This window comes from Terrabacter sp. 05T424 (assembly GCF_056396225.1).
The window spans coordinates 622381-645070 of the sequence record NZ_JBFTLB010000001.1; the positions used below are offsets into that span (position 1 = coordinate 622381).

Here is a 22690-nt window from a genome sequence, read left to right on the forward strand (position 1 = left end):
GAGTCCCGAACCACCGCCCGAACCGCGTACGAGCCGGGCTCCTCCACACCCCCTTGGCGGGGCTAATTCTTGTCCCCAGGGCGGCGACGGGGGAGCCCACACCCGGCTGGAGCCGCTTGGCTGGCTCCATGACCGAACGGTGTCGACGGGAGTGGGGCAGGTGACCGGCCACGGCGCAGAGGGGTGGGCCCGGCGGGCTCGTGACCTGCTCGCGCAGCAGGTCGCCGTGGTGCGGGGGAGCGAGCTGCTCGACCTGGTGCTGCCCCGTGAGTGCGGCGGGTGTCGTCGCGCGGGCGAGGAGTGGTGTGTGCGCTGCGCCCGTGCCCTGGCTGCGCTCGCCTTCGCCGCCCCCTCGGCGCCCGGGGTCTCCTCAGCCCGCTCAGTCCGCGCAGACCCACCGAGGGGACGTACGCGTACGGCCCCTGCTGGTGTCGAGGGCACCCCGGCCCGGGGGCCCGGCCCGGTGGAACCACCGGTGTCGTTCGAGACGGGGCCGGCGCGGGTCGGTGGTGCCCCGTGGGTGGTGCCGCACCGCGCGCCGGGCGCGATGCCGCCGGTGCATGCCTGGGGCATCTACGCCGACCCCCTCCGCGCCGTCATCTCGGCCTGGAAGGACGGTGGCCGGCGCGACCTCGTGTGCGTGCTCGAGCCGGTGTTGGCAGCGTCGATCGCGGGTGCTCTCGAGGGCGTCGGGTGGGTCGACGGGACCGTGCTCGTGGTGCCCGCCCCGTCGTCGCGGCGCGCCGAGCGTCAGCGCGGCGACACGCCGATCGTCGACCTCTGTCGAGCGGCGGTCGCCGTCGTCGGCGGGCCCGACGGGGCCGACCCTCGACGTGGCTCCGGTGCCGGCGCCGGGCTCGTCCTCCGGGTCGCCCCGGCCCTCCGGCACGTGCGCCGCGTCGAGGACCAGTCGGGACTCGGCACGGCAGCACGTCGCGGCAACCTGAAGGAGGCGTTGACCGTGAAGCCCTTGTGGCACAACGTCGTTCGCCATCGAAGGTGTCTGCTGGTCGACGACGTGGTGACGACGGGAGCCACTCTCGCCGAGGCTGCGAGAGCCCTGCGGGAGGCGGGCGCGGGACCGGTCGTGGGGGCCGCCATGGCGGCCACGCAGCGGACTCGCGGGTGACTCCGGGGTGCCCGTGGCGAGGTGCCGAGCGCCTGTGCGAGAAGGCGGAATGTGATGTTCCAGCAGGTTCCGCCGGATGCCTTCCCAGTGGACGCGAGGCCCAAGTAGTGTCGGGGCATGGACCCCCGTCCCCATGGGAGCGGCCTTCCGGTCGACTCCTCGGGACGTGATCGACCGGAAGAGGTGGTGCCGCGTTGACCGCGGGCCTGTCCTAGGTGACCAGAGGCCCGGACCACTCTCACTGCGGCGCACGAAGAAGACGTGCGCGATCAAGGAGGAACTGTGGAGATCGTCGTCACTGGACGCCACGTCCAGATCCCCGACCGATTCCGTGAGCAGCTCGACGAACGACTGGCCAAGGTCCAGGCGCTCGCCCCCAAGGTGCACCGTGTCGACGTCGTCGTCACCCACGAGCGAGTTGCCCGCGGGTCCGAGAAGGTCGAGATCACCTGCCACGCAAAGGGACCCGTGATCAGGGCGGAGGCTTGTCTCGACGACAAGTACGCCGCCCTCGACGCGGCCGTGGACAAGCTCATGGAACGCCTCAGGCGGGTGCACGACAAGCGGCGGGTCAGCCGCGGACGACGGATCCCCGAGTCGGTCGCACAGGCGACCGCGCGCATCGACGCAGCAGCCAACGGCTCGCGTCCCGCCGAGGCCGACAGTGCTGCCGGCGGCGGGGTCGACGACTTGGAGCGCTTCGGCGCCCTCGGCAACTCGCCCATCGAGGTGCGCGAGAAGATCCACACCGCGGCCCCCATGTCGCTCGAGGACGCCGTCAACCAGATGGAGCTCGTGGGCCACGACTTCTTCCTCTTCCACGACGCCGACACCGACCGCCCGAGCGTGGTCTACCGGCGACGCGGGTGGAGCTACGGGGTGCTGCACCTCGAGACCGACGTCGACGTCGCGGCCACCGGCTGAGCAGCCGCTGGCCGGCACCGGGTCGAGGCGTCCCCGCGGGGCGCCTCGACCCGTCCGTTCCCGCCCTCGCGGGCGCACCCGTCGTCGCGCTCGCACCTCGCCGAGCGCGGTGTCGGCAGTCTTTGACAAACTGGCCGCGTGAACCCGCCGCCTGACGTCATCCGCGTCCTCATCGTCGACGACCACGCGCTCTACCGACGTGGGCTGCAGACCGTGCTCGCGACCGAGGACGGCATCGAGATCGTCGGAGAGGCGGCCGACGGCGTCGAGGCTGTCGACCAGGCAGAGGAGAAGCTTCCCGACGTCATCGTCATGGACGTCGGCATGCCCAAGCGCGGCGGCATCGACGCGTGCCGCGTCATCAAGCAGCGGGTGCCGTCCGCCCGCATCCTGATGCTGACGAGCTCCGACGACGAGGCGAACCTCTTCGAGGCGGTCCGGGCCGGCGCCAACGGCTACCTGCTCAAGGACGTCCCTCCCGAGGAGGTGGCGGCCGGCATACGCGGCGTCTTCCACGGCCAGTCCCTGCTGTCACCCCTGATGGCCTCCAAGCTGCTGCTCGAGTTCGCGCAGATCAGCCAGCGTGAGACCGTCCCCGCGCCCACCCCCGGGCTCGAGCTGCCCCGGCTGACCGACCGCGAGCTCGAGATCCTCAAGCTCGTCGCGCGCGGCAAGCTCAACCGCGAGATCGCCGGCGAGCTGTTCATCTCCGAGAACACCGTGCGCAACCACATCCGCAACATCCTCGACAAGCTCCAGATGCACTCGCGCATGGAGGCGGCCATGTATGCCGTCCGCCAGCGGCTCATCGACCCCGGGGAGTGAGCGGCGGGTGACCGCATGACCGTGGCCACCCGTGCGATGACGCGGGCCCAGGCGCGCCGCGTCGCCATCGCGGCCCAGGGCTTCCTCGACCCACGCCCGGCGCCCTTCACGGCGACGATGCGACACGTCCAGCGGGTCATCGACCGCGTCGGGGTCATCCAGATCGACAGCGTCAACGTCGTGGCGCGCAGCCAGTACCTCCCCCTGTTCGCCCGGCTCGGCCCCTACGACACGGCCCTGCTCGACCGGGCGCGCGACCGGGCACCCCGCCGGCTCGTCGAGTACTGGGCCCACGAGGCGAGTCTCGTCCCCCCGTCGACCTGGCCGCTGCTCGACTTCCGCATGCGCGCCGCCGCCGAGAAGGCGTGGGGTGGCATGCGCCGCATCCTGCAGGAGCGGCCCGGGTTCGTCGACGTCGTGCAGGCCGAGGTCGAGGCGCGCGGCCCGATGACGGCGCGCGAGGTCGAGGTGGCGCTGGCGCACGACCAGCCCCGCAGCAGCGGCAACTGGGGGTGGAACTGGTCCGAGGTCAAGCAGGCTCTCGAGTACCTCTTCTGGGCGGGTCGCATCAGCTCCGCAGGGCGCACCACCGCCTTCGAGCGGCGCTACGCCGCCCTCGAGGCCACGGCCCCACCGGTCCTGCGCGCCGCGTGGACCGAACGCCCCGGACAGCCGGCCGACCCCGAACGCTTCGTGGAGCTGGTGCGCATCGCCGCGCGGGCGCACGGCGTCGGCACCGAGCTGTGCCTGGCCGACTACTTCCGCATCCGGCGCGAGGAGGCCCGCCCGGCGATCGAGAAGCTCGTCTCCGACGGCGAGCTGGTGCCGGTCACGGTGCCCGGGTGGAAGCCGGCCTGGTTGCACGCCGACGCCCGCCTGCCCCGGCGGGTCCACGCCGAGGCGCTGCTCAGCCCGTTCGACTCCCTGGTCTGGCAGCGCGAACGCATCCTCGCCCTGTGGGACTTCCACTACCGCATCGAGATCTACACGCCGGCCCACAAGCGGGTGCACGGCTACTACGTGCTGCCGTTCCTCTTCGGAGACGCGTTGGTGGCACGCTGCGACCTCAAGGCCGACCGTGCGGCCGGCGTGCTGCGCTGCCACCGGGTCACCTGGGAGCCCGGTGCACCTCCGGAGGCGCGGCCCGCGCTCGTGGCCAACCTCGAGTCGATGGCCGCGTGGCTGGGGCTCTCGCGCATCGATCTCGCGGCCGCCTGAGCGTTCACCGGTCCTCCGCCGCAGACGCGGAACCCGAGCGTGGGCCGGTGCGTTGGTCGTTCCGTCGGGAAGGCGGCTAGCCTAGGCGGGTCCCGTGACCCATCACGGGCGATGGAGCCCGCCCACCGGGCGAGTCCACACGTTCAGTCGGGAGTGAGATCACCAGATGGCCGTCATCGAGAAGCTGCTTCGCGCCGGCGAAGGCCGGACCCTGAAGAAGCTCCAGGGCATCGCCAAGCAGGTCAACGCCCTCGAGGCCGACTTCGAGAAGCTCACCGACGAAGAGCTGCGCGACGAGACCAAGGGTTTCCGCGAGCGCCTCGACAAGGGCGAGACCCTCGACATGCTCCTGCCGGAGGCCTTCGCCGCCGTCCGTGAGGCGAGCAAGCGCACGTTGGGCAAGCGCCACTTCGACGTGCAGCTCATGGGTGGCGCCGCGCTGCACCAGGGCAACGTCGCCGAGATGAAGACCGGTGAGGGCAAGACCCTCGTCGCGACCCTGCCCAGCTACCTCAACGCGCTCTCGGGCAAGGGCGTGCACGTCATCACCGTCAACGACTTCCTGGCCGAGTACCAGTCCGAGCTCATGGGCCGTGTGCACCGTGCCCTCGGCATGGAGACCGGCTGCATCCTGAGCCAGATGACGCCCGAGCAGCGTCGCGCCGAGTACGCCAAGGACATCACCTACGGCACCAACAACGAGTTCGGCTTCGACTACCTGCGCGACAACATGGCGTGGGACCCGTCCGAGCTCGTCCAGCGCGGCCACAACTTCTGCATCGTCGACGAGGTCGACTCCATCCTCATCGACGAGGCCCGCACGCCGCTCATCATCTCCGGCCCGGCCGACCTGGCGACGAAGTGGTACGTCGAGTTCGCCCGCATCGCAGCGCGACTCAACCGCGGCGAGGACGGCCGAGGCGACTACGAGGTCGACGAGAAGAAGCGCACCGTCGGCGTGCTCGAGTCGGGCATCGCCCGCGTCGAGGACCTGCTCGGCATCGACAACCTCTACGACACCGTCAACACGCCGCTCATCGGCTACCTCAACAACTCCATCAAGGCCAAGGAGCTGTTCAAGAAGGACAAGGACTACGTCGTCATGAACGGCGAGATCCTCATCGTCGACGAGCACACGGGCCGCATGCTGCCAGGCCGTCGCTACAACGAGGGCATGCACCAGGCCATCGAGGCGAAGGAGGGCGTCGAGATCAAGAACGAGAACCAGACGCTCGCCACGATCACCCTGCAGAACTACTTCCGCATGTACGACAAGCTCTCCGGCATGACGGGCACGGCCCAGACCGAGGCGGCCGAGCTCAACTCCATCTACAAGCTCGGCGTCATCCCCATCCCGACCAACCGGCCGATGATCCGCAAGGACCAGCCCGACCTCGTCTACCGGACCGAGGTCGCCAAGTACGACGCCGTCGTCGACGACATCGCGGAGAAGCACGCGGTCGGCCAGCCCGTTCTCGTCGGCACCGTGTCGGTCGAGAAGAGCGAGTACCTCTCCCAGCAGCTGAAGAAGCGCGGGATCAAGCACGAGGTGCTCAACGCCAAGCAGCACGAGCGCGAGGCGGCGATCGTCGCCGACGCCGGCCGCAAGGGCGCCGTCACCGTCGCGACGAACATGGCCGGTCGAGGCACCGACATCATGCTCGGTGGCAACTCGGAGTTCCGTGCCGTGGCTGAGCTGAAGAAGCGTGGTCTCGACCCTCACGAGACGCCGGAGGACTACGAAGCCGCCTGGGACCAGGCCCTCGCCGAGGCCGAGAGCGACGTCGCCGCCGAGCACGAGGAGGTCACCGAGCTCGGTGGTCTCTACGTCCTGGGCACCGAGCGTCACGAGTCGCGCCGCATCGACAACCAGCTGCGTGGCCGTTCCGGCCGTCAGGGCGACCCGGGCGAGTCCCGCTTCTACCTCTCGCTCAACGACGACCTCATGCGTCTGTTCAACGCCGGCCTCGTCGACCGCTTCATGCAGACCGCCGGCATGGAGGACGACGTGCCGATCGAGTCGAAGATGGTCACGAACTCGATCCAGAAGGCTCAGGGCGCGGTCGAGGCCCAGAACTACGAGATCCGCAAGAACGTCCTCAAGTACGACGACGTGATGAACCGTCAGCGCCAGGTCATCTACGACGAGCGGCGCGCCGTGCTCGAGGGAGAGGACCTCCACGAGCAGCTGCGGCTCTTCGTCAACGACGTCGTCAACTCCTACGTCGACGCGGCCACGGCCGAGGGCTTCGCCGCCGACTGGGACCTCGAGAAGCTGTGGGAAGCCATGCGCCAGGTCTTCCCGGTGTCGCTGTCCATCGAGGAGGTCGAGGACATGGCGGGTGGCCGCCAGGCCGTCACGGCCGAGCTGCTGCGCGAGCAGCTGATGTCCGACGCCCACCACGCGTACGACGAGCGCGAGGAGACCCTCGGCTCGGAGACCATGCGTGAGGTCGAGCGCAGGGTCGTCCTTTCGGTGCTCGACCGCAAGTGGCGCGAGCACCTCTACGAGATGGACTACCTGCAGGAGGGCATCGGCCTGCGCGCGATGGCCCAGCGTGATCCGCTCATCGAGTACCAGCGCGAGGGCTTCCAGCTCTTCGAGGCGATGATGGAGGCGGTCAAGGAGGAGTCGGTCTCGCACCTCTTCTCGGTGGAGGTCCAGGTGCCCGAGGCGCCCGCGGCCCCGGTCGGCGCGGCTCCCATGTCGGTCGGCGACCTCGTCGGGGGCCTCGCAGCCTCCCCGGTGCCCCACGACACCACCGGTGCCGCGTCCGACGGCGACGAGCCGGCCGGAACGAACGGCAGCCGCGCCTTCGGTGCGGGCGCCGGCGTCCGGGTGTCGGGCGTCGACCTCGACACCGACGGGCAGCGTTCAGGTGCCCTCCGCTACACGGCCCCCGGCGAGGACGGACGCGCCGTCGAGTCGGGCGGCCAGCAGACCGTCGAGCGGCAGGCCGACCGTCGCGGCAAGAAGGTCAAGCGCAAGCGTCGCTGACCGTATGCCGTGGCCGAGGCCGCTCCGTCGTTCCGACCGAGCGTTCGGCCGGCACATCCACGACGACAACCCATCGAGAAAGCGATCCGTCCACCTGAACGGATCGCTTTTTCGATGGGCCGGGTGGCCTGACCGGGCGCGGGCCTGGCGCGTTCACCCGATGGTGAGCGCCGTGAGGAGCCAGCGGCCGTCGAGGCCTTCGAGCCGCAGCGCGAGGGCGCGGACTCTCCCGTGCGACACGACGACGGCGCAGGCCTCGACGATGCCGTCGGCGGGCTCGCAGACCCGGACGCGTCGCACCACCGCCGCGCGCCGTGGGCCCGGCGCCCGGCGTCGGGCCGCCACCATCGCCTGGCGCGCGATGACCGAGTAGACGGTGGGCGCCGTGTGTCGGATCAGCTGGGGTGCCGGCCGCTGGCCGGACACGACCTCGATGACGGCCTGCGCCAGGCGACCCACGACGAGCGCCGGGTCGGGAAGCAGGCTGCTGTGGGTCGGCTGGCGCCCGAAGTCCTCGTCGTCTCGCGCGCCGAAGAAGTCGAGGGCCAGGGCGTCCTGGGCATACGGCTGCTCGCCGTGCCAGGCCTCGTCGGCACTGATGACCCGGGGCGCGGTCTGCGGGATGCGGCGCACGACGAAACCTCCGGGGGCGGGTGCGACGGCGTCGGGGGAGGTGCCGTCGGCGGTGCTCTCGGACCTGCTGTCGGAGGTGGTGTCAGGGGTGCTGCCTGGTGTGCGGGACGCGCTGCTCATCGGTGGGCTCCTCGCTGTGCCGAGACGGTCGCCGTCCGGTCGACGGACGGTGTCGGGGCAGTGGGCGGCCGCAGCTGCTGGCCGGGCACGATCAGGTCGGGGTCGTCGCCGATCACGTCACGGTTGGCGGCATACCAGCGCGGCCACTCGCGAGCGACCTGTGCATCGCTGGCCCCCGGCCCGAGGTGGCGGGCGGCGACGGTCCACAGCGAGTCGCCGCGACGGACGGTGACGTCGTCGTGGGTGCCGGCCGTCGGCCTCGGCGGGGGTGCCAGCAGGCGCGAGCGGTCGGCGACGTGCACGCGCACAGGTGCCGACGGGACGTAGCCCGGGCCCTCGTCGTCGTGAGCGCCGCTCGGCCCAGCGGGAGTGGGGACGAAGGCGGGCGTGAGGGCCTCGCGCCGGGGCGTGGTCGGGCGGTTCGGCCCGGCTGGTGCGGGCGCCCTCCTCTCGCTGTCGGGCACGCCCGCCGGGGTCGCGCTCGCCGGCGTGGTGCTCGTCGAGGTCGTGGTCGTCGGGGTCGTGGTCGTCGGGGTGAAGCCGGGACCGAGGAGCGGGCCGGCAGCTCCGGGGGAGGGGCTGGGCACGAAACCGGGTGCGAGATCGGCCAATGCGGGACCGCCTGTCGTCGTGACGGCCTCGGCCGCACTGACGGGCAGCGGCCCCGAACCGGCCACGGAGAGCGGTGCGGGCGGCAGGGCGACCGAGCCGACGGAGGCGCCGAGGACCAGCGTCAGCGCCTTGCGCGCCGCCAGCGGTGTGATGCGCTCGGCCAGTGCGGCCGCGAGCCTGCCGGCGGTGCCCGGAAGCGTCGCGACCAGAGCCAGGATCGAACCGAGAGTCAGCCAGGCCGCTAGGGCCGCACCCACCCACGCCAGGACGACGAGCAGGACGTCGTCGGGACGAACTGCCCCGGGCGGCGCCCCGGTGCCACGCGTGGCAATGGTCGTCAGCAGCCGCAGGGCCATCAGGGACACGACGAGGCCGATGAGGGCCAGACCGACACCGCGGAAGAGCGGGCCGTGGGCCCTGCCGACCTGCGGCTGCGGGAGCCGCTGCGCCGGGTGCAGGGAGATGTCACGTCGCCCGGACCCGAGACCGCGGTCGACCTGTGCTGCTGCGTGCTTTCCCCTGTGCATGACCTCATTCAATGCAGTTTGCTTGCGTTTGGTCAAGTATGGTGTTGGTCAAGAAACCGGTCCGGTGGCCGAGAGCGGTCCGACAGGGGAGGGTGAGGGCATGCGCTGGGACCGACTGTTCGACGACCTCGCGGCCCAGCTGACGCTCGACGAGAGCCGCGAGCTCGAGGCGGAGGTGGCCGACCGCACGCGCCGCGAGCGGGCCCTGCTCGACCTGCACACCCGGCTGCTCGCCAACGTCGAGGCGAGCCCACTGGGGCTGCGTCTGCCGGGCCGTGTCATCACCGGTCGCCTGACCGACGTGGGGCCGGACTGGGCCCTGGTGGAGACCGCGCCCGACCGCCCCTGCCTCGTCGCCCTGGCCGCGGTGCGCGGCATCACCGGCCTGGCCCCCGGGGCCCGCACGCCGTCGGTCGTCGCCAAGCGCTTCGGGTTGGGGGCGGCGCTCCGGGCCGTGAGTCGCGACCGTGCCGTCGTCGAGCTCGCTGACGTCGACGGTCGTGCCGTGACCGGCACGATCGATGTCGTGGGGGCCGACCACCTCGAGCTGGCCGAGCACGCCCCCGACGAGATGCGGCGTGCCGCCAACATCACCGGCCGGCTGCTCGTGCCCTTCTGGTCACTGGGGTCGGTGCGCCGGATCCACTGAGCTGCACGGGATCGCGCACCACCCGCGGAGGAGGGCGCCTCTCACGGCCCTGCGGGGCCGTGAGGTCACTCGTCGCCGCTGCCGCCGAACGGATGCGCCTGCACGAACGACTTGGTCTCGGCGTACATCCGCTGGATGTAGCCCTCGAGCTCGGTCGCCTCGACGCGCCACTGGCCCCGGCCACCGATCTTGATGGCCGGCAGCTCGCCCGAACGCACCAGGGCGTAGGCCTGGGCGGAGGAGATGTTGAGGATCTCCGACACCTCGGTGAGCTGCAGGAACCGCTGGGCCACGTTGACTCCTCCTCCGGGTCGGACGCCCTCATCGTAGTTGGGTGACGGCCGCGGCGCCGACCGCCATCCACAGCTGTGGGCTCGGACGAGCGGTATGCCGCCACCTGATGCAAGATGTTCCCGGTGTCGTGGGGTGGCCATCCCCGCACGGCGTCGCCATCGACAGCGGACCACAGCGGACCACAGGGGGCCCACATGACCGAGCTCGCCAGGCCGAGCGCCAAGCGACTGCAACGACCGTCGTGGCGAGACAGCCGCCTCGTCGTCGGCGTGCTGCTCGTCATCCTCGCCGCGACGCTCGGCGCCAAGGCCGTGGCGAGCGCCGACGACCGGGTGCCGGTCTGGGTCGCGGCCACCAACCTCGTGGCCGGTGACACGGTCGAGGCCGCGTCCTTCGTGCGGGCCGACGTCCGCCTGGCGGATGGCATGAACGCCTACCTCGGCGCCGATGCTCCGGCGCCGACGGGCTCGTTCATCCTCCGTGACGTCCGGGCGGGCGAGCTGGTGCCCGTCTCCGCCGTCGGCTCGGCCGACGAGGTGGACGTCCAGCGGGTGACGGTGCGTGCCGACGCGATGTCGACCTCAGGACTCACCCGCGGAAGCCGCGTCGACGTGTTCGTGACACCCAAGGCGACGTCGTCCGGCGCCCACGCGTCGGTCTCGACCAAGCGTGTGCTGCAGTCGGCGGCCGTCGCCAACGTCCTGACGAGCAGCGGTGGCTTCGGCGCAGGGTCGATGACGTCCGTCCAGATCTACGTGCCCGCCGACAAGGTGCAACCGCTCGTCGAGGCAGTCGATGCAGAGTCCAAGTTGACCCTCGTGCCATCGGTCGGGGCGGTCTCCGGCGGCGGGGCATGACCGAGGTCCTGACGGCGCTCAGCCACCACTGGGAGTCGGCGGTCGCGACGACCCTCGAGGGCGTCCGCGGCGTCGTGATGAGCCGGCGCTGCGCCGACGTGTCCGAGCTCCTTTCGGTCGCAGAGGCCGGCCTGGGCGACACCGCGGTCGTGTCGTCCGACCTGCGCGGCCTGGACCTCGCGGTCGTCGACCGGCTGCGCGCCAACCGGATCCGCGTCATCGGCGTGCACCCCGCCGACGACGAGCAGGCCGAGCGCCGGCTGCGCCAGCTCGCCATCAGCACCACCCTCCCGGCCGACGCGGGGCCCGACCGTTGGACCCGCTGCCTCGAGAACGACGACGTCGACGACCTCGAGGCGGCCCTGACCGGCGGCGCGGGGCTCGACGCCGCACCCGACGACGCCGCTGGTGGCGGTGGTGGCGACCCGATCGGGGCGACCGCCGCGGGCACACCCGTGACCGCCGATGCCGGAACGGCGGGCGTCGACGGCGCGGGCGGGTGGCGTCCGGCCGGTGCCCCATCGACGGGCGAGGCCTCGCAGCACTCGGGCGACGGCACCCCGGGCACCGCCAGCCAGGGCCCCGACCGCGGCGGCCGCCGCGGTCCCGAGCGGGCACCCGTGGTGGCGGTGTGGGGCCCCACGGGAGCGCCCGGTCGCACGGTGCTCGCGACGACGCTCGCATCCGAGATCGCGAGTCGCGGAGTCGACGTGCTGCTCGTCGACGCCGACACCTACGGCGGGTGCGTCGCGCAGTCGCTCGGTCTGCTCGACGAGGCGCCGGGCATCGCGGCCGCCTGCCGCGCGGCCGACCAGGGTCTGCTCGACCTGCCGATGCTCTCGCGTGTGGCTCCCGAGGTCGTGCCCGGTCTGCGCGTCCTCACCGGTCTGCCCAAGGCCGAGCGCTGGCCCGAGGTGCGCTCCGCCGCGCTCGAGCGCGTGCTCGAGCTCGCCAGGTCGCTGGTCGGGGTGGTCGTCGTCGACTGCGGCTTCTGCCTCGAGGACGACGAAGAGCTGAGCTACGACACCTCGGCGCCCCGCCGCAACGAGGCGACGCTGACGTCCCTGGCTGCCTCCGACGTCGTCGTGGCCGTCGGTGGGGCCGATCCGGTGGGCCTGCAGCGTTTCGTCCGCGGCCTCCAGGAGCTCGGCACCGTGCCGTCCGGCGCGCCGGTGCCCGTCGTCAACCGCGTGCGGGCCGGGGCCGTGGGGTCACGCCCCGAGTCGCGCATCGCCGACTCCCTGCTCCGGTTCGCGGGACTCTCGTCGGTGCGGTTCGTCCCCGACGACCCCGCCGCCCTCGACGCAGCGCTCCTCGCCGGCCGTTCGCTGGTCGAGCACGCGCCCGAGTCGCCGGTCCGTCGCGCCGTCGCGGACCTCCTCAGCTCGATCCTGCCGTGGACGGCACCCGAGGCCAGTCGCTCGGACCGCAGGGAGCGGCGAGGAAGCCGCGGCCGGCGGCGCGCCGCGGCCGCGGTCGGCTGATGCTCCTCAGGGGGCGAAGAGGATCGTGAGCCCGCCCAGCGTGTAGATGATCATCACCACCATGAGCGGCACCTGCCCGATCACGGCGGCCCGCCGCTCGAGCACGGTGATCGCCCGCTCGTGGGCGGCGAGGACGCCGAGCAGGTGGCCGACGACGATGCTCACCGCCTGGATCGTGGCGACCAGGGTGGGCTGGATCAGCGCGTCGTTCGGCGTGAGGCCTTCCGTGCCGAGCAGGTCGGCGCCCGTGCCGAGGGGGTCGGTGAGCAGCACCCAGGCGTACTGCCCCTGGTAGACCCACAGCGACCAGTAGTGGGCGACGAGGTAGCCCCCGGCGATGGGGATCAGCGAGGGTGCGATGTCGCTGGCGAAGGCGAACGAGCGCCGCAGCGGCTCGCCGGCCAGCCGTACGGATACCGCCGATGCGAGCCAGAGGGTCACGGCGACGAGGGCGAAGAACCCCAGCAGTGTCGTCGTCTTGAGGAGCGAGGACGGCAGCGAGGAGGTCTGCACGAACGTGGCCCACGACAGGTTGGCCGAGAAGCCGTCGTATGCCGTCCCGCCGAGCATCACGGCCACCGTGGGCACGAGCCCTCGCTGGCCGCGAAGCCCGTTCACACCGTGCAGAGGGGTGCGCAGCACCCACCGGCCGTCGTCACGGCGTCCGAGCGGGGACAGCAGGCCGAGCAGCCGTGACCAGGCCTCGAACGGGTCGCCCTTCTCGAACCACGCGCGACCGAAGACGGCCGCGCCCAGCAGCGACAGGGCGAAGAAGGCGCCGACCAGCACGCGGAGGAAGCCGAGCGACGTGTTGCCCTCGGCGACGAGCTCGACCCAGGTGAAGGTGCCCAGCCCGACGGCCGCCGGCCACAGGCCCCAGCGGTAGGGCAGCGCAGCGAGGTCGGGCGAGACCCGGGCGAGCCGGAGCAGGCCCGCGTGCAGGGCCCGGATCGGGTTGATGACCCGCCAGACCGGGCCCAGGAGCATCGAGGCGAACGCGAGACCGACCCACAGCCACACGTAGACCACCTGGGGCACGGGGTTACGCGCCGAGTCCGGCCCGAACGCGAGCGCCACGAGCGTCCAGAGCGTGATGAGGGCGGCGAGCACCCGCGCGGCGACCCGCAGCCACCGGGAGTCGAGCACCGCGGCGACGGAGGGTGGCAGGAGGATGCCGTCGCTCGCCCGCAGGCGGGGCTCCCGCCACAGGGTGCTGATCGCGACGAACGAGATGAGCAGGGCGGCGACCGCGGCGACGACGAGCGCGGTGAACGGGAGCGGAAGGTCGCCGCGGCTGCCCACGCCGTGCGCCGGCGAGAGGAGGGAGAGGGAGGGAGCCATGGCGGTCAGCGTGGCAGCCAACGCGAAGTCAGCGGACAGCGACCGTGAGCAGCGTCAGGGCCGGCTCGTGCGTCTCGACGGCGTAGGAGCCGGGCTCCTTGGCGGTGAGCCGCAGGGTGGCCGGGACCCCGGCCTTGATCTCGGTCTCGACCTCGAAGCCGTGGGCGTGCAGCTCGTCGTCGTGGTCGGAGGTCACGACGAGCTCGAGCCTCGACCCGACGGGCAGCTCGACCTGGGCCGGGGCCGGCGTGACGGTGGTGCCCTTGATCGTCACCTCGAGCCGCTTGACCGAACCGGTCGCGCTCACACCGGTCGGTGCGCCGGAGCCGTCGGACGGGCTGCTCGACGAGCACGCGGCGACGCCCGCGAGGGCGAGGACGCAGACGGCATACGGGAGGGCACGAAACGCTGGCATGGCCACGATCCTACGTAAGGCGTTCTGGCAGAGTGTGACCATGTCTGACCGCCTGACCTCGCTCGACGCGTCGTTCCTCTACCTCGAGGAGTCCACCACGTCGATGCACGTCGGGTCGGTCATGGTCTTCGAGCCCCCGCGTGACGGGTTCGACCACGACCAGCTCGTGCGCATCATCGAGAGCCGAATCGGCGCGATCCCGCGCTTCCGGCAGAAGGTCCGCGACGTGCCGGGGCGCATCGCCAACCCGGTGTGGGTCGACGACGAGGCCTTCGACATGGGATACCACGTGCGCCGAGCCGGGCTTCCGCGGCCGGGCAGCGACCGGCAGCTGCAGGACTTCGTCGCCCGGGTCCAGCCGCGCAAGCTCGACCGCACCCGGCCGCTCTGGGAGGTCTACCTCGTCGAGGGTCTGCACGACGGCCGGTTCGCCATCGTCACGAAGACGCACCACGCCCTCATCGACGGCGTCAACGCCCTCGACATCGCCCACGTCATCGTCGACGCCGTCAAGGGGGAGGACCTCGACGACGACCCGCCGCCGTGGGAGCCCGAGCGGGGCCCGTCCTCTGTCGAGCTCGTCACCGGGGCGGTCGTCGACGCGGTGCGGCGGCCCACGCAGGTGGTCGACCTCGTGCGCGGCGGCCTCAACGACGCCCTCAACGTCGGCCTGCGTGCCGTCGAGTCCGCCGGCCAGGTGCTCTCGACCGTGGCGCGCACCGCTGCCCGCCCTGCTCCGTACTCGCCGCTCAACGCGGAGATCGGGTCGGCGCGGCGCTGGGTGATGGTCGCCACCGACCTCGACGACTACCGCCTGGTGCGCAAGCGCCTCGCCCGCGGGGCCTACGCGGAGGACGTGACGATCAACGACGTCGTGCTCGCGACGATCGCGGGCGGCTTCCGCGCGTGGCTCCTCGGGCGCGGAGAGCCGGTCAGCCCCCACACGGTGGTGCGCGCGATGGTGCCGGTCAGCATCTACGGCGACGACCCGGCCGGCATGTACGCCAACCAGGTGATGGCGTGCGTCGTGAACCTGCCCGTCGGTGAGCCGGGCGCGTCGATGCGCCTGCACCAGATCGCGTTCGCGATGCGCCAGCAGATGGAGGGCGGCCAGGCGGTCGGGGCCACGTCGCTGGCCAACCTCGCCGGTTTCGCGCCGCCCACCCTGCACGCGCTCGGTGCCCGACTCGGCTCGGCGATGTCGCGCCGCCTCTACAACGTCATGATCACCAACGTCCCCGGTCCGCAGGAGCCGCTGTATGCCGGCGACGCCGAGATGCTCTCGACCTACCCGGTGACGCCTCTGGCGAAGGGTCAGGCGCTGTCGATCGGCATCACCTCGTACAACGGCGGGGTCTACTTCGGGCTGAACGCAGACCGTGACGCGATGCCCGACGTCGACGTGCTCGGGCAGTCGATCGTCGAGTCGCTCGCCGAGCTCACGAGTGGGAGGGAAGGCTGATGCCCGTCGTCCGTGTCTACCTGCCGCTGGGGCGCAAGGGCCTCGAGGAGCTGTCGACCGACGGCTCGTTGGCTGCCGGCCCGGGCAGTCCCCGCGTCGCGTATGCCGTCACGTCGGGTCTCGAGCACGCGGCGCCCGGTCTCGACGTCGAGGACCTCGAGTACGCCGCCTTCAGCGACGCCGTCGAGGCAGCCGCCGCGCTGCGGTCATCGGCTCGGGACCGGCGGGTGGTCGCCTCCGCCGACGTCGACCCCGGCGCGGTGGCCCCGCGTGACGGCGAGCCCGTGTCCAGGGTGGTGCTGACCGCCCCGGTGCAGCTGTCGCGGGTCGCGTCGTTCCACGTCGACGACGAGGTGACGGGCGGTGTCGACGAGGAGGCAGACGAGCTGCTCTGGTACGACGTCACCGAGCTCGACGACGTACGCGCCTTCTTCGGCTGAGCGGTCGACGTGGCCGACGAGGAGGTCGCCCTCTACGACGATTCGGGTCGCGTGAGCGGGTCGGCGCCGCGATCGCTGATGCGGGCGCGCAACCTTCGCCACGCGGCCTCGTCAGTGGTCGTCCGCGACGCGCTCGGGCGCGTCTACCTGCACCGGCGCACGGTGACGAAGGACGTCTACCCCGGCCTGCTGGACTTCGCGGCCGGTGGGGTCGTGCTCGCTGGCGAGGAGCCCGCGGCGGGCGCGGTCCGCGAGGTGGAGGAGGAGCTCGGGGTGGCAGGAGTGCCACTTGTCGACCTCGGGGCCGTGGACTACGCCGATGCCAAATCCCGCTACCGGGCCTTCCGCTACGTCACGACGTGGCACGGACCCATCCGGTGGCAGGCCGAGGAGGTCTCGTGGGGGGAGTGGGTCTCACTCGCCGAGCTCGTCGGGCGCATCGACGACGAGCCCGACAGCCTCGTGCCCGACAGCGTCGCGGTCTGGTCCTCGATCCTGCGGGGCTGGCTGTCGGCGCCATGATGCGATGCTCGAGGTCTTGTCGGGACCGAACGATCGTGCTTTTATTGGTGCATGGGCAAGGGAGAGAGCACCAAGGCCGCCGTCCTCGACGAGGCGACTGAGCTCGCCTCGCTCGTGGGCCTGGGTGGTCTCACCATCGGCACCCTCGCCGCGGCGACGAAGCTGAGCAAGAGCGGGCTCTATGCCCACTTCACGTCGAAGGAGTCGCTGCAGGTCGAGGTGCTCCAGCACGCGCGCGAGAAGTTCGTCGACGTCGTGATGCGGCCGACCCTGGCCACGCCTCGCGGCGAACCACGGCTGCGCGAGTTCTTCGACCGATGGATCACGTGGCAGTCCACGGCCTTCGGAGGTGGCTGTGTGTTCGTCGATGCCGCAAGCGAGTTCGATGACCAGGACGGTGCCGTGCGAGACGAGCTCGTGCGGGCCGAACGCGACAAGCTCGAGTCGGTGACCCTGATCGTGGGCACGGCCGTGCGCGAGGGGCACTTCCGCGACGACGTCGACCCCGAGCAGTTCGCCTATGAGCTCGAGGGGATCGTGCTCGCCCACCACCATGCCCGTCGCCTCATGCGCGACGCCTCGGCCGAGACGCGGGCCCGGCGCGCGTTCGAGCGCCTCCTCGACAGCTCCCGGCCGGCCGGCGCCGCCCTCCACGTCTGATCGACCGCACCCGCGGCCCACGCACCCACCACCCAGAAGGCAGGTCATCGTCATGACTGCTTCATCGTCGGACAAAAGCACGATCGTTCGGTCTATCGTCAGGGCCGGCTACGGCGGTGTCAGTAGGGCGCTGCCCGCCGTCGCCGCGCGAGCCGCGGAGGCCGTGTGGTTCCGGCTGCCGGCCTCGACGCCCGCCGCCGACACCTCCCTGCAGACGGTGCGCGAGCTGCTCGGCGCACCCTTCGAGGTCGAGCTGCGGGGGCGCGTGGTCCGGGGATGGTCCTGGGGCTCCGGTCCGGTCGTCTACCTCGTGCACGGCTGGGGCGGCAGCCTCGAGCAGATGGTGCCGCTGGTGGCCCCCTTGCTCGACCGCGGTCTGCAGGTCGTCGCGTTCGACGGCCCGAGTCACGGCAGGTCCGATGCCGGGATCCACGGTCGCCGGTCGAGCGACGCCGTCGAGCTCGGCAGGGCCCTCGACGCCGTTGCCGCTCGCTTCGGTCCGGCCCGGGCCGTGGTCGCGCACTCCATGGGCGCCCTCGCCGCCCTGCTGGCGATCCGCGACGGCTGGCTGGCGTCCGAGCGCCTCGTGCTCGTCGCTCCGCCGAGCGGCATACCCGACCTGCTCGACAGGATCCGGCGTGAGCTCGGGCTCGGGCCGCACGCCGCGCGCCGGCTCGGGGAGCGCACGCGACGGCGTACCGGCTACGCCGTCGACGACCTCGACCTCGTGAGGATCGCGAACAGCCTGGGCCGGCAGGACCGCCCCGAGCTGCTCGTCGTCCACGACCTGCTCGACCGGGAGACGCCGCACGAGCCGTCGACCCGCCTCGTGCGGTCGTGGCCGGGCGCCGAGCTGCTCTCGACCTCGGGACTCGGCCACCGTCGCATCCTGGCCGACGCCGCAGTCGGGGGAGCGGTGGCCCGCTTCGTCGACCGGCTGCCCGTCGAGCCCTCGCTGCACGGCGACGAGAGGCCCACCCCGTTCCCTCGCGGGCTCACCACCGAGACCGGCAACACGGTCGCGGGTGCCGCCTGACCGTCCACGTGCTGGTCCGGGGGAGTCGCGATGGCGGGCTCGCTTGTTACGTTGCGCGAATGGACTTCACCGCCGACGAGTACGCCCGCCGCGATGCCGACCGAATTCGCGAGATCCTCTCCGGGCCGCCCGTGACCTGGGTCTTCCTGGGCGACAGCATCACCCAGGGGGTGACGCACACGCACGGGCACCGCGCCTACGTCGAGCACTTCGCCGAGCGCGTACGCGGTGAGCTCGGTCGGCGCGGCGACACCGTCGTCAACAGCGGGGTGTCCGGTGCCACCGCTGAGGACCTCCTGCCTGAGTTCCACTGGCGGGCAGGACGTTTCGCGCCCGACGTGGTCTTCGTCATGTTCGGCACCAACGACATCGTCTCGGGTGAGGACGGCGTGCGAGGCTTCCGCTTCCGCATCGACCAGATCGTGCAGCGCTCGCGCGACGTCGGCGCCACCGTCGTGCTCCAGACGCCGCCTCCCGTGCTGCAGGACGGTGACCGCAGCCCTCGTCTCATCGCCCTCTACGCGGAGGCCGTGCGCGAGGTCGCCCGCGACCTCGGGGTGCTCGTGGTCGACCACGCTTCCGCGTGGCACGAGGCGGCCACGGCGGTCGGCGACGACGTCGCTCCGGCCGGCTGGCTCGACGACTCCTTCCACCCGGGGGCGCGGGGGCACCACGAGATGACGCTCACCCTGCTCGCGACACTGGGCATCGACGACCCGGCCAGCGCCGTCTGCTCGCTCGTCGTCGAGGACGGGGTGGGGGCCAGCGCCTGAGGGGTCGCCATGAGGGCGCGCTCAGGGCCGGGTCAGGGTCGGATCAGGGCCGTCCCCAGCAGCGCGCGACGCCGCATCGCAGGCACGATGGACCCATGACACAACCGATCCCCAACCCATCCGGCCGGGACCTGACGACGCCCACCAGCGACGAGCGCACGTGGGCGATCCTCGGGCACCTCGCCGCCATCGTCGCCGCCATCATCTCCGTCGGCTGGCTCAGCTTCGTCGGCCCGCTCCTCATCTGGGCCATCTACAAGGACCGCAGCGCTTTCGTCCGGCAGGCCGCCGCGGGCTCCTTCAACTTCAACCTGGCGGTCTGGGCGGCGATCATCGCCGGCTGGATCATGTTCTTCACCGTGATCCTCATCCCCATCGCGATCATCGTCTGGGTCGTCGCCGTCGTCGCCGCGCTGTGGTTCCACATCCGCGCGGCGATGGCCGCGAACCGCGGTGAGGTCTTCCACTACCCGTGGGGGATCACGATCCTGCGCTGACGGGCCGTCCCGCAAGCATGGAACGATGGGGTGGCTCCGCCCACGAGGCGGGATCACCCCACCGCCCGTGCCCGGGCGACGACCGCGCCAACCCGCAGGAGAACTTGATGGACGCCGTGACCCACGTGCCCGCACCGGCCAACGAGCCGGTGCTCGACTACGCCCCGGGCTCGCCCGAGCGAGCTGCGCTGGAGGTCGCCCTCGCCGAGCTGGGGTCAGCGCCGCGCGACCTGCCCCACACGATCAACGGGGAGCGCGTCACCGGGACCGGCCGCAAGATCGCCGTGCGCCAGCCGCACGCACACCGCAAGGTGCTCGGCACGATGCGCAACGCCACGGTCAAGGAGGGCCAGGCGGCGGTCGATGCCGCCAAGGCCGCCGCCCCGATGTGGCGCGAGCTGTCGTTCGACGACCGCGCCGCCATCCTGCTCAAGGCCGCCGAGCTGCTCTCGGGCCCGTGGCGTGCCCGCCTCAACGCCGCGACGATGCTCGGCCAGAGCAAGACGGCCTACCAGGCCGAGATCGACGCCGCGTGCGAGCTCATCGACTTCTGGCGCATCAACGTCCACTTCGCCCGGCAGATCCTCGAGCAGCAGCCGCCGCTCAACGCCAAGGGCATCTGGAACCGCTCCGACTACCGCTCGCTCGAGGGCTTCGTCTACGCGATCACGCCGTTCAACTTCACCGCGATCGCCGGCAACCTGCCGACCGCTCCGGCCCTCATGGGCAACACCGTCGTCTGGAAGCCGAGCCCCACCCAGCAGCTGGCCGCGCAGCTGACGATGGAGCTGCTCGAGGAGGCGGGCATGCCGCCGGGCGTCATCAACCTGGTGACGGGCGACGGCATCAACGTCAGCAAGGCCGCTCTCGCCGACGAGGACCTCGCCGGCATCCACTTCACCGGCTCGACGCCCACCTTCAAGCACCTGTGGCACGAGGTGGGCACCAACCTCGAGCGCTACCGCACCTACCCGCGCCTCGTCGGCGAGACCGGCGGCAAGGACTTCATCCTCGCCCACCCGAGCGCCGACCCGGCCGTGCTGCGCACCGCGATGATCCGCGGCGCCTTCGAGTTCCAGGGCCAGAAGTGCTCGGCCGCCTCGCGCGCCTACGTGCCGGCATCGGTGTGGAAGCAGATCAAGGGCGACCTCGTCGACATCACGAACGGCCTGAGCCAGGGCGACGTCACCGACCTGTCGAACTTCATGGGCGCCGTCATCGACGACCGCGCGTTCGCCAAGCACAAGGACGCCATCGACCGCGCCCACGCGACCAAGGGCATCGACGTCGTGGCCGGCGGCACCTACGACGACTCGGTCGGCTACTTCGTGCGTCCCACCGTCCTCGAGATCAAGGACTCCGCCGACGAGTCGTTCCGCACCGAGTACTTCGGGCCGATCCTGTCGGTGCACGTCTTCCCCGACGGGCAGTACGACACCGTGCTCGACCAGATGGAGCGGTTCGCGCCCTACGGACTGACTGGCTCGATCATCGCCCAGGACCGCCGTGTCATCGCCGACGCGACGCAGCGCCTGCGCTTCGCCGCCGGCAACTTCTACGTCAACGACAAGCCGACCGGCGCCGTCGTCGGCCAGCAGCCGTTCGGTGGCGGCCGCGCCTCGGGCACCAACGACAAGGCCGGTGCCGCGCAGAACCTGCTGCGCTGGACCAGCGTCCGCTCGATCAAGGAGACCTTCGTCCCGCCGACCAACCACACCTACCCGCACATGGGCTGAGCGGGTCCGCCCGCCGACGTCACGAGCGTCCGAGCAGGTATGCCGTCGGGCCCGTCCCCATCGGGGGCGGGCCCGGTCGTGGTGGGCCCGGTCGGGTGGTGGGCGGGGTGGGGCCGCGTGGTGGGGTCTCGGGTCAGCCGCGCTCGGAGAGCCAGGCGGTGCCCGTGCGCTGCTCGCTGCGGATGGCCTCGATGACGGCCGGTGCGGCGGCCTTCTCGACCTTGCCGCCGAAGAGCGGGATCGACGCCTTGAGGTCGCCGTCGATGGTGATCTGGCTGCCGCCCCCGGTGGGCGCGAGGCGGATCTTCGAGCGCATCGCGACGGGGGCCCCCGCGACCTCGACCGTGAGGGTGCCGGCGCGCGCGCCGTCACCGGCAGCGGCCGCCCACTCGTAGGTCTCGGTCACGGAGAGGGTCGGACCGACGATGGACTTCGCGAAGTCGGGGAGGTCGTCGGCGGGCAGGTCGCGCTTGGTGACGACGCGCGCGCCGTCGCCCGCCGGGCTCACGGCCGCCTCGTGCCGCTGGGCTCCGGCCTCGACGCACTTGCGCTCCTGGAAGGCCTGGTCGGTCACCATCGCGTAGACGGTCTCGGGCGGTGCGGCATACGTGATCGTCTCGGTGATCCTCATGGCGCACACGCTATTGCACGGGGCCGCGCACTCCCGGCCACGGCTCACGGGAGCGGCGGGGAGGCCCTCAGCTGCCGGACCTCGCCCGGTCGGAGAGCGCCGCGAGCGACGCCTGCGAGACCTCGAGCTCGCGACGCAGCCGGGCCAGCTCGCGTGAGCGGACGGCCGTGACGCGGTTGAGCAGCTCCTGGAGGCGCTCGCGCTCGGCGAGGCGCCGGGCCGGCTCCACCCGGCTCGGGCCGCTGCGCTCGACGACGAGCTGCCCGTCGACGACGAGGTCGCTGTGCGCGAGGGCGGGCTCGAGCGACCGGACCCCCGCAGCGGACTCGACCGCGGTGGTCGTCCACGACTGGAGCAGCCCACCGACCCGGTCGAGCTCGGTGGCGGCCCGCGTGACGAGGTCGCGCTCGCGCGCGGTCGGGTCGGCCGCACCGGTGCGACCCACCCGGGTGGCGGCGGAGTCGAGCTCGACGACGAGGTCGGCGAGACGGCCGGCCTGGGTGCGCAGGGCGCCCCCCAGCGCAGACGCCGACCCGGGGTCTCCGGGTGAGGGGCTCACCCGTGGCCTCCGTGCCGTGCTCGGTCCGAGGAGTCTTGGGCCGCAACGGAACCGAGGTCCAGCAGGCGTTCCTCCAGTGCCTCCGACAGGGCTCGGAGCGTGTCGGCGGCCTGCTCGACCCACGCGTCGAGCGCTCGTTGGGTGGGGAGGTCGCCGAGGTCGGGCAGGTGGGTGAGCAGCTCGTCGGACATCGACCTCGCCGCGGCGCGGGAGGTCGTGAGGGCGCGCAGCGTCGGCGGGTCCGCGACACCCGGCCCGCGGTTCCCCTCGCTCATGGCACCACTCTAGGGACTGGTCCCCGAGGAGCCCGCGAGTTCTCCACCGGGGGTGGTTCGGGCCGGCCCCCGA

Annotated in this window: 24 protein-coding genes; 16 read left to right on the forward strand and 8 right to left on the reverse strand. The window is 72.0% G+C overall.

Annotated elements, in window-relative coordinates:
- The first annotated feature begins 139 nt into the window (after positions 1-139).
- The 5 genes from AC1DE0_RS02900 (at position 140) to secA (ending at position 7094) form a co-directional block, all read left to right on the forward strand.
- Positions 140-1129, forward strand: a complete 990-nt coding sequence (locus AC1DE0_RS02900) for a ComF family protein (RefSeq protein WP_478096920.1) — start codon at positions 140-142, stop codon at positions 1127-1129.
- Between the two features lie 282 nt (positions 1130-1411).
- The gene (gene hpf / locus AC1DE0_RS02905) at positions 1412-2053 is read left to right on the forward strand and encodes a ribosome hibernation-promoting factor, HPF/YfiA family (RefSeq protein ID WP_478096922.1); all 642 of its coding nucleotides are present in this window, start codon (positions 1412-1414) and stop codon (positions 2051-2053) included.
- 138 nt (positions 2054-2191) lie between these two features.
- Positions 2192-2878: a response regulator gene (locus AC1DE0_RS02910; RefSeq protein WP_478096924.1), complete on the forward strand. Its 687-nt coding sequence runs from the start codon at positions 2192-2194 to the stop codon at positions 2876-2878.
- A gap of 15 nt (positions 2879-2893) precedes the next feature.
- Positions 2894-4096: a winged helix-turn-helix domain-containing protein gene (locus AC1DE0_RS02915; protein WP_478096926.1), complete on the forward strand. Its 1203-nt coding sequence runs from the start codon at positions 2894-2896 to the stop codon at positions 4094-4096.
- Positions 4097-4262: 166 nt separating this feature from the next.
- Positions 4263-7094, forward strand: coding sequence for a preprotein translocase subunit SecA (secA, locus tag AC1DE0_RS02920; protein ID WP_478096928.1), 2832 nt, complete (start codon positions 4263-4265; stop codon positions 7092-7094).
- Positions 7095-7247: 153 nt separating this feature from the next.
- Here secA and AC1DE0_RS02925 read toward each other — a convergent pair whose 3' ends face one another.
- The gene (locus tag AC1DE0_RS02925; protein ID WP_478096930.1) at positions 7248-7847 is read right to left on the reverse strand and encodes an Rv3235 family protein; all 600 of its coding nucleotides are present in this window, start codon (positions 7845-7847) and stop codon (positions 7248-7250) included.
- Complete coding sequence (locus AC1DE0_RS02930) at positions 7844-8986, reverse strand: LysM peptidoglycan-binding domain-containing protein (RefSeq protein WP_478096932.1); 1143 nt, start codon at positions 8984-8986, stop codon at positions 7844-7846. The genes AC1DE0_RS02925 and AC1DE0_RS02930 overlap by 4 nt, the downstream gene beginning before the upstream one ends.
- A 100-nt stretch (positions 8987-9086) precedes the next feature.
- Here AC1DE0_RS02930 and AC1DE0_RS02935 point away from each other — a divergent pair, with 100 nt between their 5' ends.
- A complete protein-coding gene (locus AC1DE0_RS02935; RefSeq protein ID WP_478096934.1) occupies positions 9087-9635 on the forward strand; it encodes a hypothetical protein in 549 nt (182 codons plus the stop codon).
- A gap of 65 nt (positions 9636-9700) precedes the next feature.
- Here the strand turns inward: AC1DE0_RS02935 and AC1DE0_RS02940 are convergent, their stop codons facing one another.
- Positions 9701-9928, reverse strand: coding sequence for a helix-turn-helix domain-containing protein (locus AC1DE0_RS02940; protein ID WP_478096936.1), 228 nt, complete (start codon positions 9926-9928; stop codon positions 9701-9703).
- Positions 9929-10123: 195 nt separating this feature from the next.
- Between AC1DE0_RS02940 and AC1DE0_RS02945 the strand changes: the two genes are divergently transcribed.
- Both AC1DE0_RS02945 and AC1DE0_RS02950 read left to right on the forward strand, forming a co-directional pair.
- The gene (locus tag AC1DE0_RS02945; RefSeq protein ID WP_478096938.1) at positions 10124-10786 is read left to right on the forward strand and encodes a CpaB family protein; all 663 of its coding nucleotides are present in this window, start codon (positions 10124-10126) and stop codon (positions 10784-10786) included.
- Complete coding sequence (locus AC1DE0_RS02950; protein ID WP_478096940.1) at positions 10783-12270, forward strand: CpaE/TadZ family protein; 1488 nt, start codon at positions 10783-10785, stop codon at positions 12268-12270. Before AC1DE0_RS02945 ends, AC1DE0_RS02950 begins: the two co-directional genes overlap by 4 nt.
- Positions 12271-12276: 6 nt before the next feature.
- Here AC1DE0_RS02950 and AC1DE0_RS02955 read toward each other — a convergent pair whose 3' ends face one another.
- Together AC1DE0_RS02955 and AC1DE0_RS02960 are read right to left on the reverse strand one after the other, a co-directional pair.
- On the reverse strand, positions 12277-13611 hold the full coding sequence (locus AC1DE0_RS02955) for a hypothetical protein (protein WP_478096942.1): 1335 nt from the start codon (positions 13609-13611) through the stop codon (positions 12277-12279).
- A 28-nt stretch (positions 13612-13639) separates the two neighbouring features.
- Positions 13640-14026: a cupredoxin domain-containing protein gene (locus AC1DE0_RS02960; protein ID WP_478096944.1), complete on the reverse strand. Its 387-nt coding sequence runs from the start codon at positions 14024-14026 to the stop codon at positions 13640-13642.
- Between the two features lie 40 nt (positions 14027-14066).
- On the opposite strand from AC1DE0_RS02960, the gene AC1DE0_RS02965 reads away from it, so the two are divergent.
- The 8 genes from AC1DE0_RS02965 (at position 14067) to pruA (ending at position 21152) form a co-directional block, all read left to right on the forward strand.
- Positions 14067-15488 carry a WS/DGAT/MGAT family O-acyltransferase gene (locus AC1DE0_RS02965; RefSeq protein ID WP_478096946.1) on the forward strand — a complete coding sequence of 474 codons (1422 nt, stop codon included), beginning with the start codon at positions 14067-14069 and terminating at the stop codon, positions 15486-15488.
- Positions 15488-15928 carry a DUF6912 family protein gene (locus AC1DE0_RS02970; RefSeq protein ID WP_478096948.1) on the forward strand — a complete coding sequence of 147 codons (441 nt, stop codon included), beginning with the start codon at positions 15488-15490 and terminating at the stop codon, positions 15926-15928. The genes AC1DE0_RS02965 and AC1DE0_RS02970 overlap by 1 nt, the downstream gene beginning before the upstream one ends.
- A 9-nt stretch (positions 15929-15937) precedes the next feature.
- Complete coding sequence (locus AC1DE0_RS02975; RefSeq protein ID WP_478096951.1) at positions 15938-16450, forward strand: NUDIX hydrolase; 513 nt, start codon at positions 15938-15940, stop codon at positions 16448-16450.
- A gap of 51 nt (positions 16451-16501) precedes the next feature.
- Positions 16502-17110 (forward strand): TetR/AcrR family transcriptional regulator, encoded by a 609-nt coding sequence (locus AC1DE0_RS02980; RefSeq protein WP_478096953.1) that lies wholly within the window; start codon positions 16502-16504, stop codon positions 17108-17110.
- 52 nt (positions 17111-17162) lie between these two features.
- Positions 17163-18146: an alpha/beta hydrolase gene (locus AC1DE0_RS02985; protein ID WP_478096955.1), complete on the forward strand. Its 984-nt coding sequence runs from the start codon at positions 17163-17165 to the stop codon at positions 18144-18146.
- 59 nt (positions 18147-18205) lie between these two features.
- Complete coding sequence (locus tag AC1DE0_RS02990) at positions 18206-18919, forward strand: SGNH/GDSL hydrolase family protein (RefSeq protein ID WP_478096957.1); 714 nt, start codon at positions 18206-18208, stop codon at positions 18917-18919.
- Between the two features lie 95 nt (positions 18920-19014).
- Positions 19015-19416 (forward strand): DUF4870 domain-containing protein, encoded by a 402-nt coding sequence (locus AC1DE0_RS02995; RefSeq protein ID WP_478096959.1) that lies wholly within the window; start codon positions 19015-19017, stop codon positions 19414-19416.
- A 107-nt stretch (positions 19417-19523) separates the two neighbouring features.
- On the forward strand, positions 19524-21152 hold the full coding sequence (gene pruA / locus AC1DE0_RS03000; RefSeq protein WP_478096961.1) for an L-glutamate gamma-semialdehyde dehydrogenase: 1629 nt from the start codon (positions 19524-19526) through the stop codon (positions 21150-21152).
- Positions 21153-21285: 133 nt separating this feature from the next.
- Here pruA and AC1DE0_RS03005 read toward each other — a convergent pair whose 3' ends face one another.
- The 3 genes from AC1DE0_RS03005 to AC1DE0_RS03015 form a co-directional block, all read right to left on the reverse strand.
- Positions 21286-21783, reverse strand: coding sequence for a DUF2505 domain-containing protein (locus AC1DE0_RS03005; protein WP_478096963.1), 498 nt, complete (start codon positions 21781-21783; stop codon positions 21286-21288).
- A gap of 67 nt (positions 21784-21850) precedes the next feature.
- Positions 21851-22342: a hypothetical protein gene (locus AC1DE0_RS03010; protein ID WP_478096965.1), complete on the reverse strand. Its 492-nt coding sequence runs from the start codon at positions 22340-22342 to the stop codon at positions 21851-21853.
- A complete protein-coding gene (locus tag AC1DE0_RS03015; protein WP_478096967.1) occupies positions 22339-22617 on the reverse strand; it encodes a hypothetical protein in 279 nt (92 codons plus the stop codon). Before AC1DE0_RS03015 ends, AC1DE0_RS03010 begins: the two co-directional genes overlap by 4 nt.
- Positions 22618-22690: the final 73 nt, after the last annotated feature.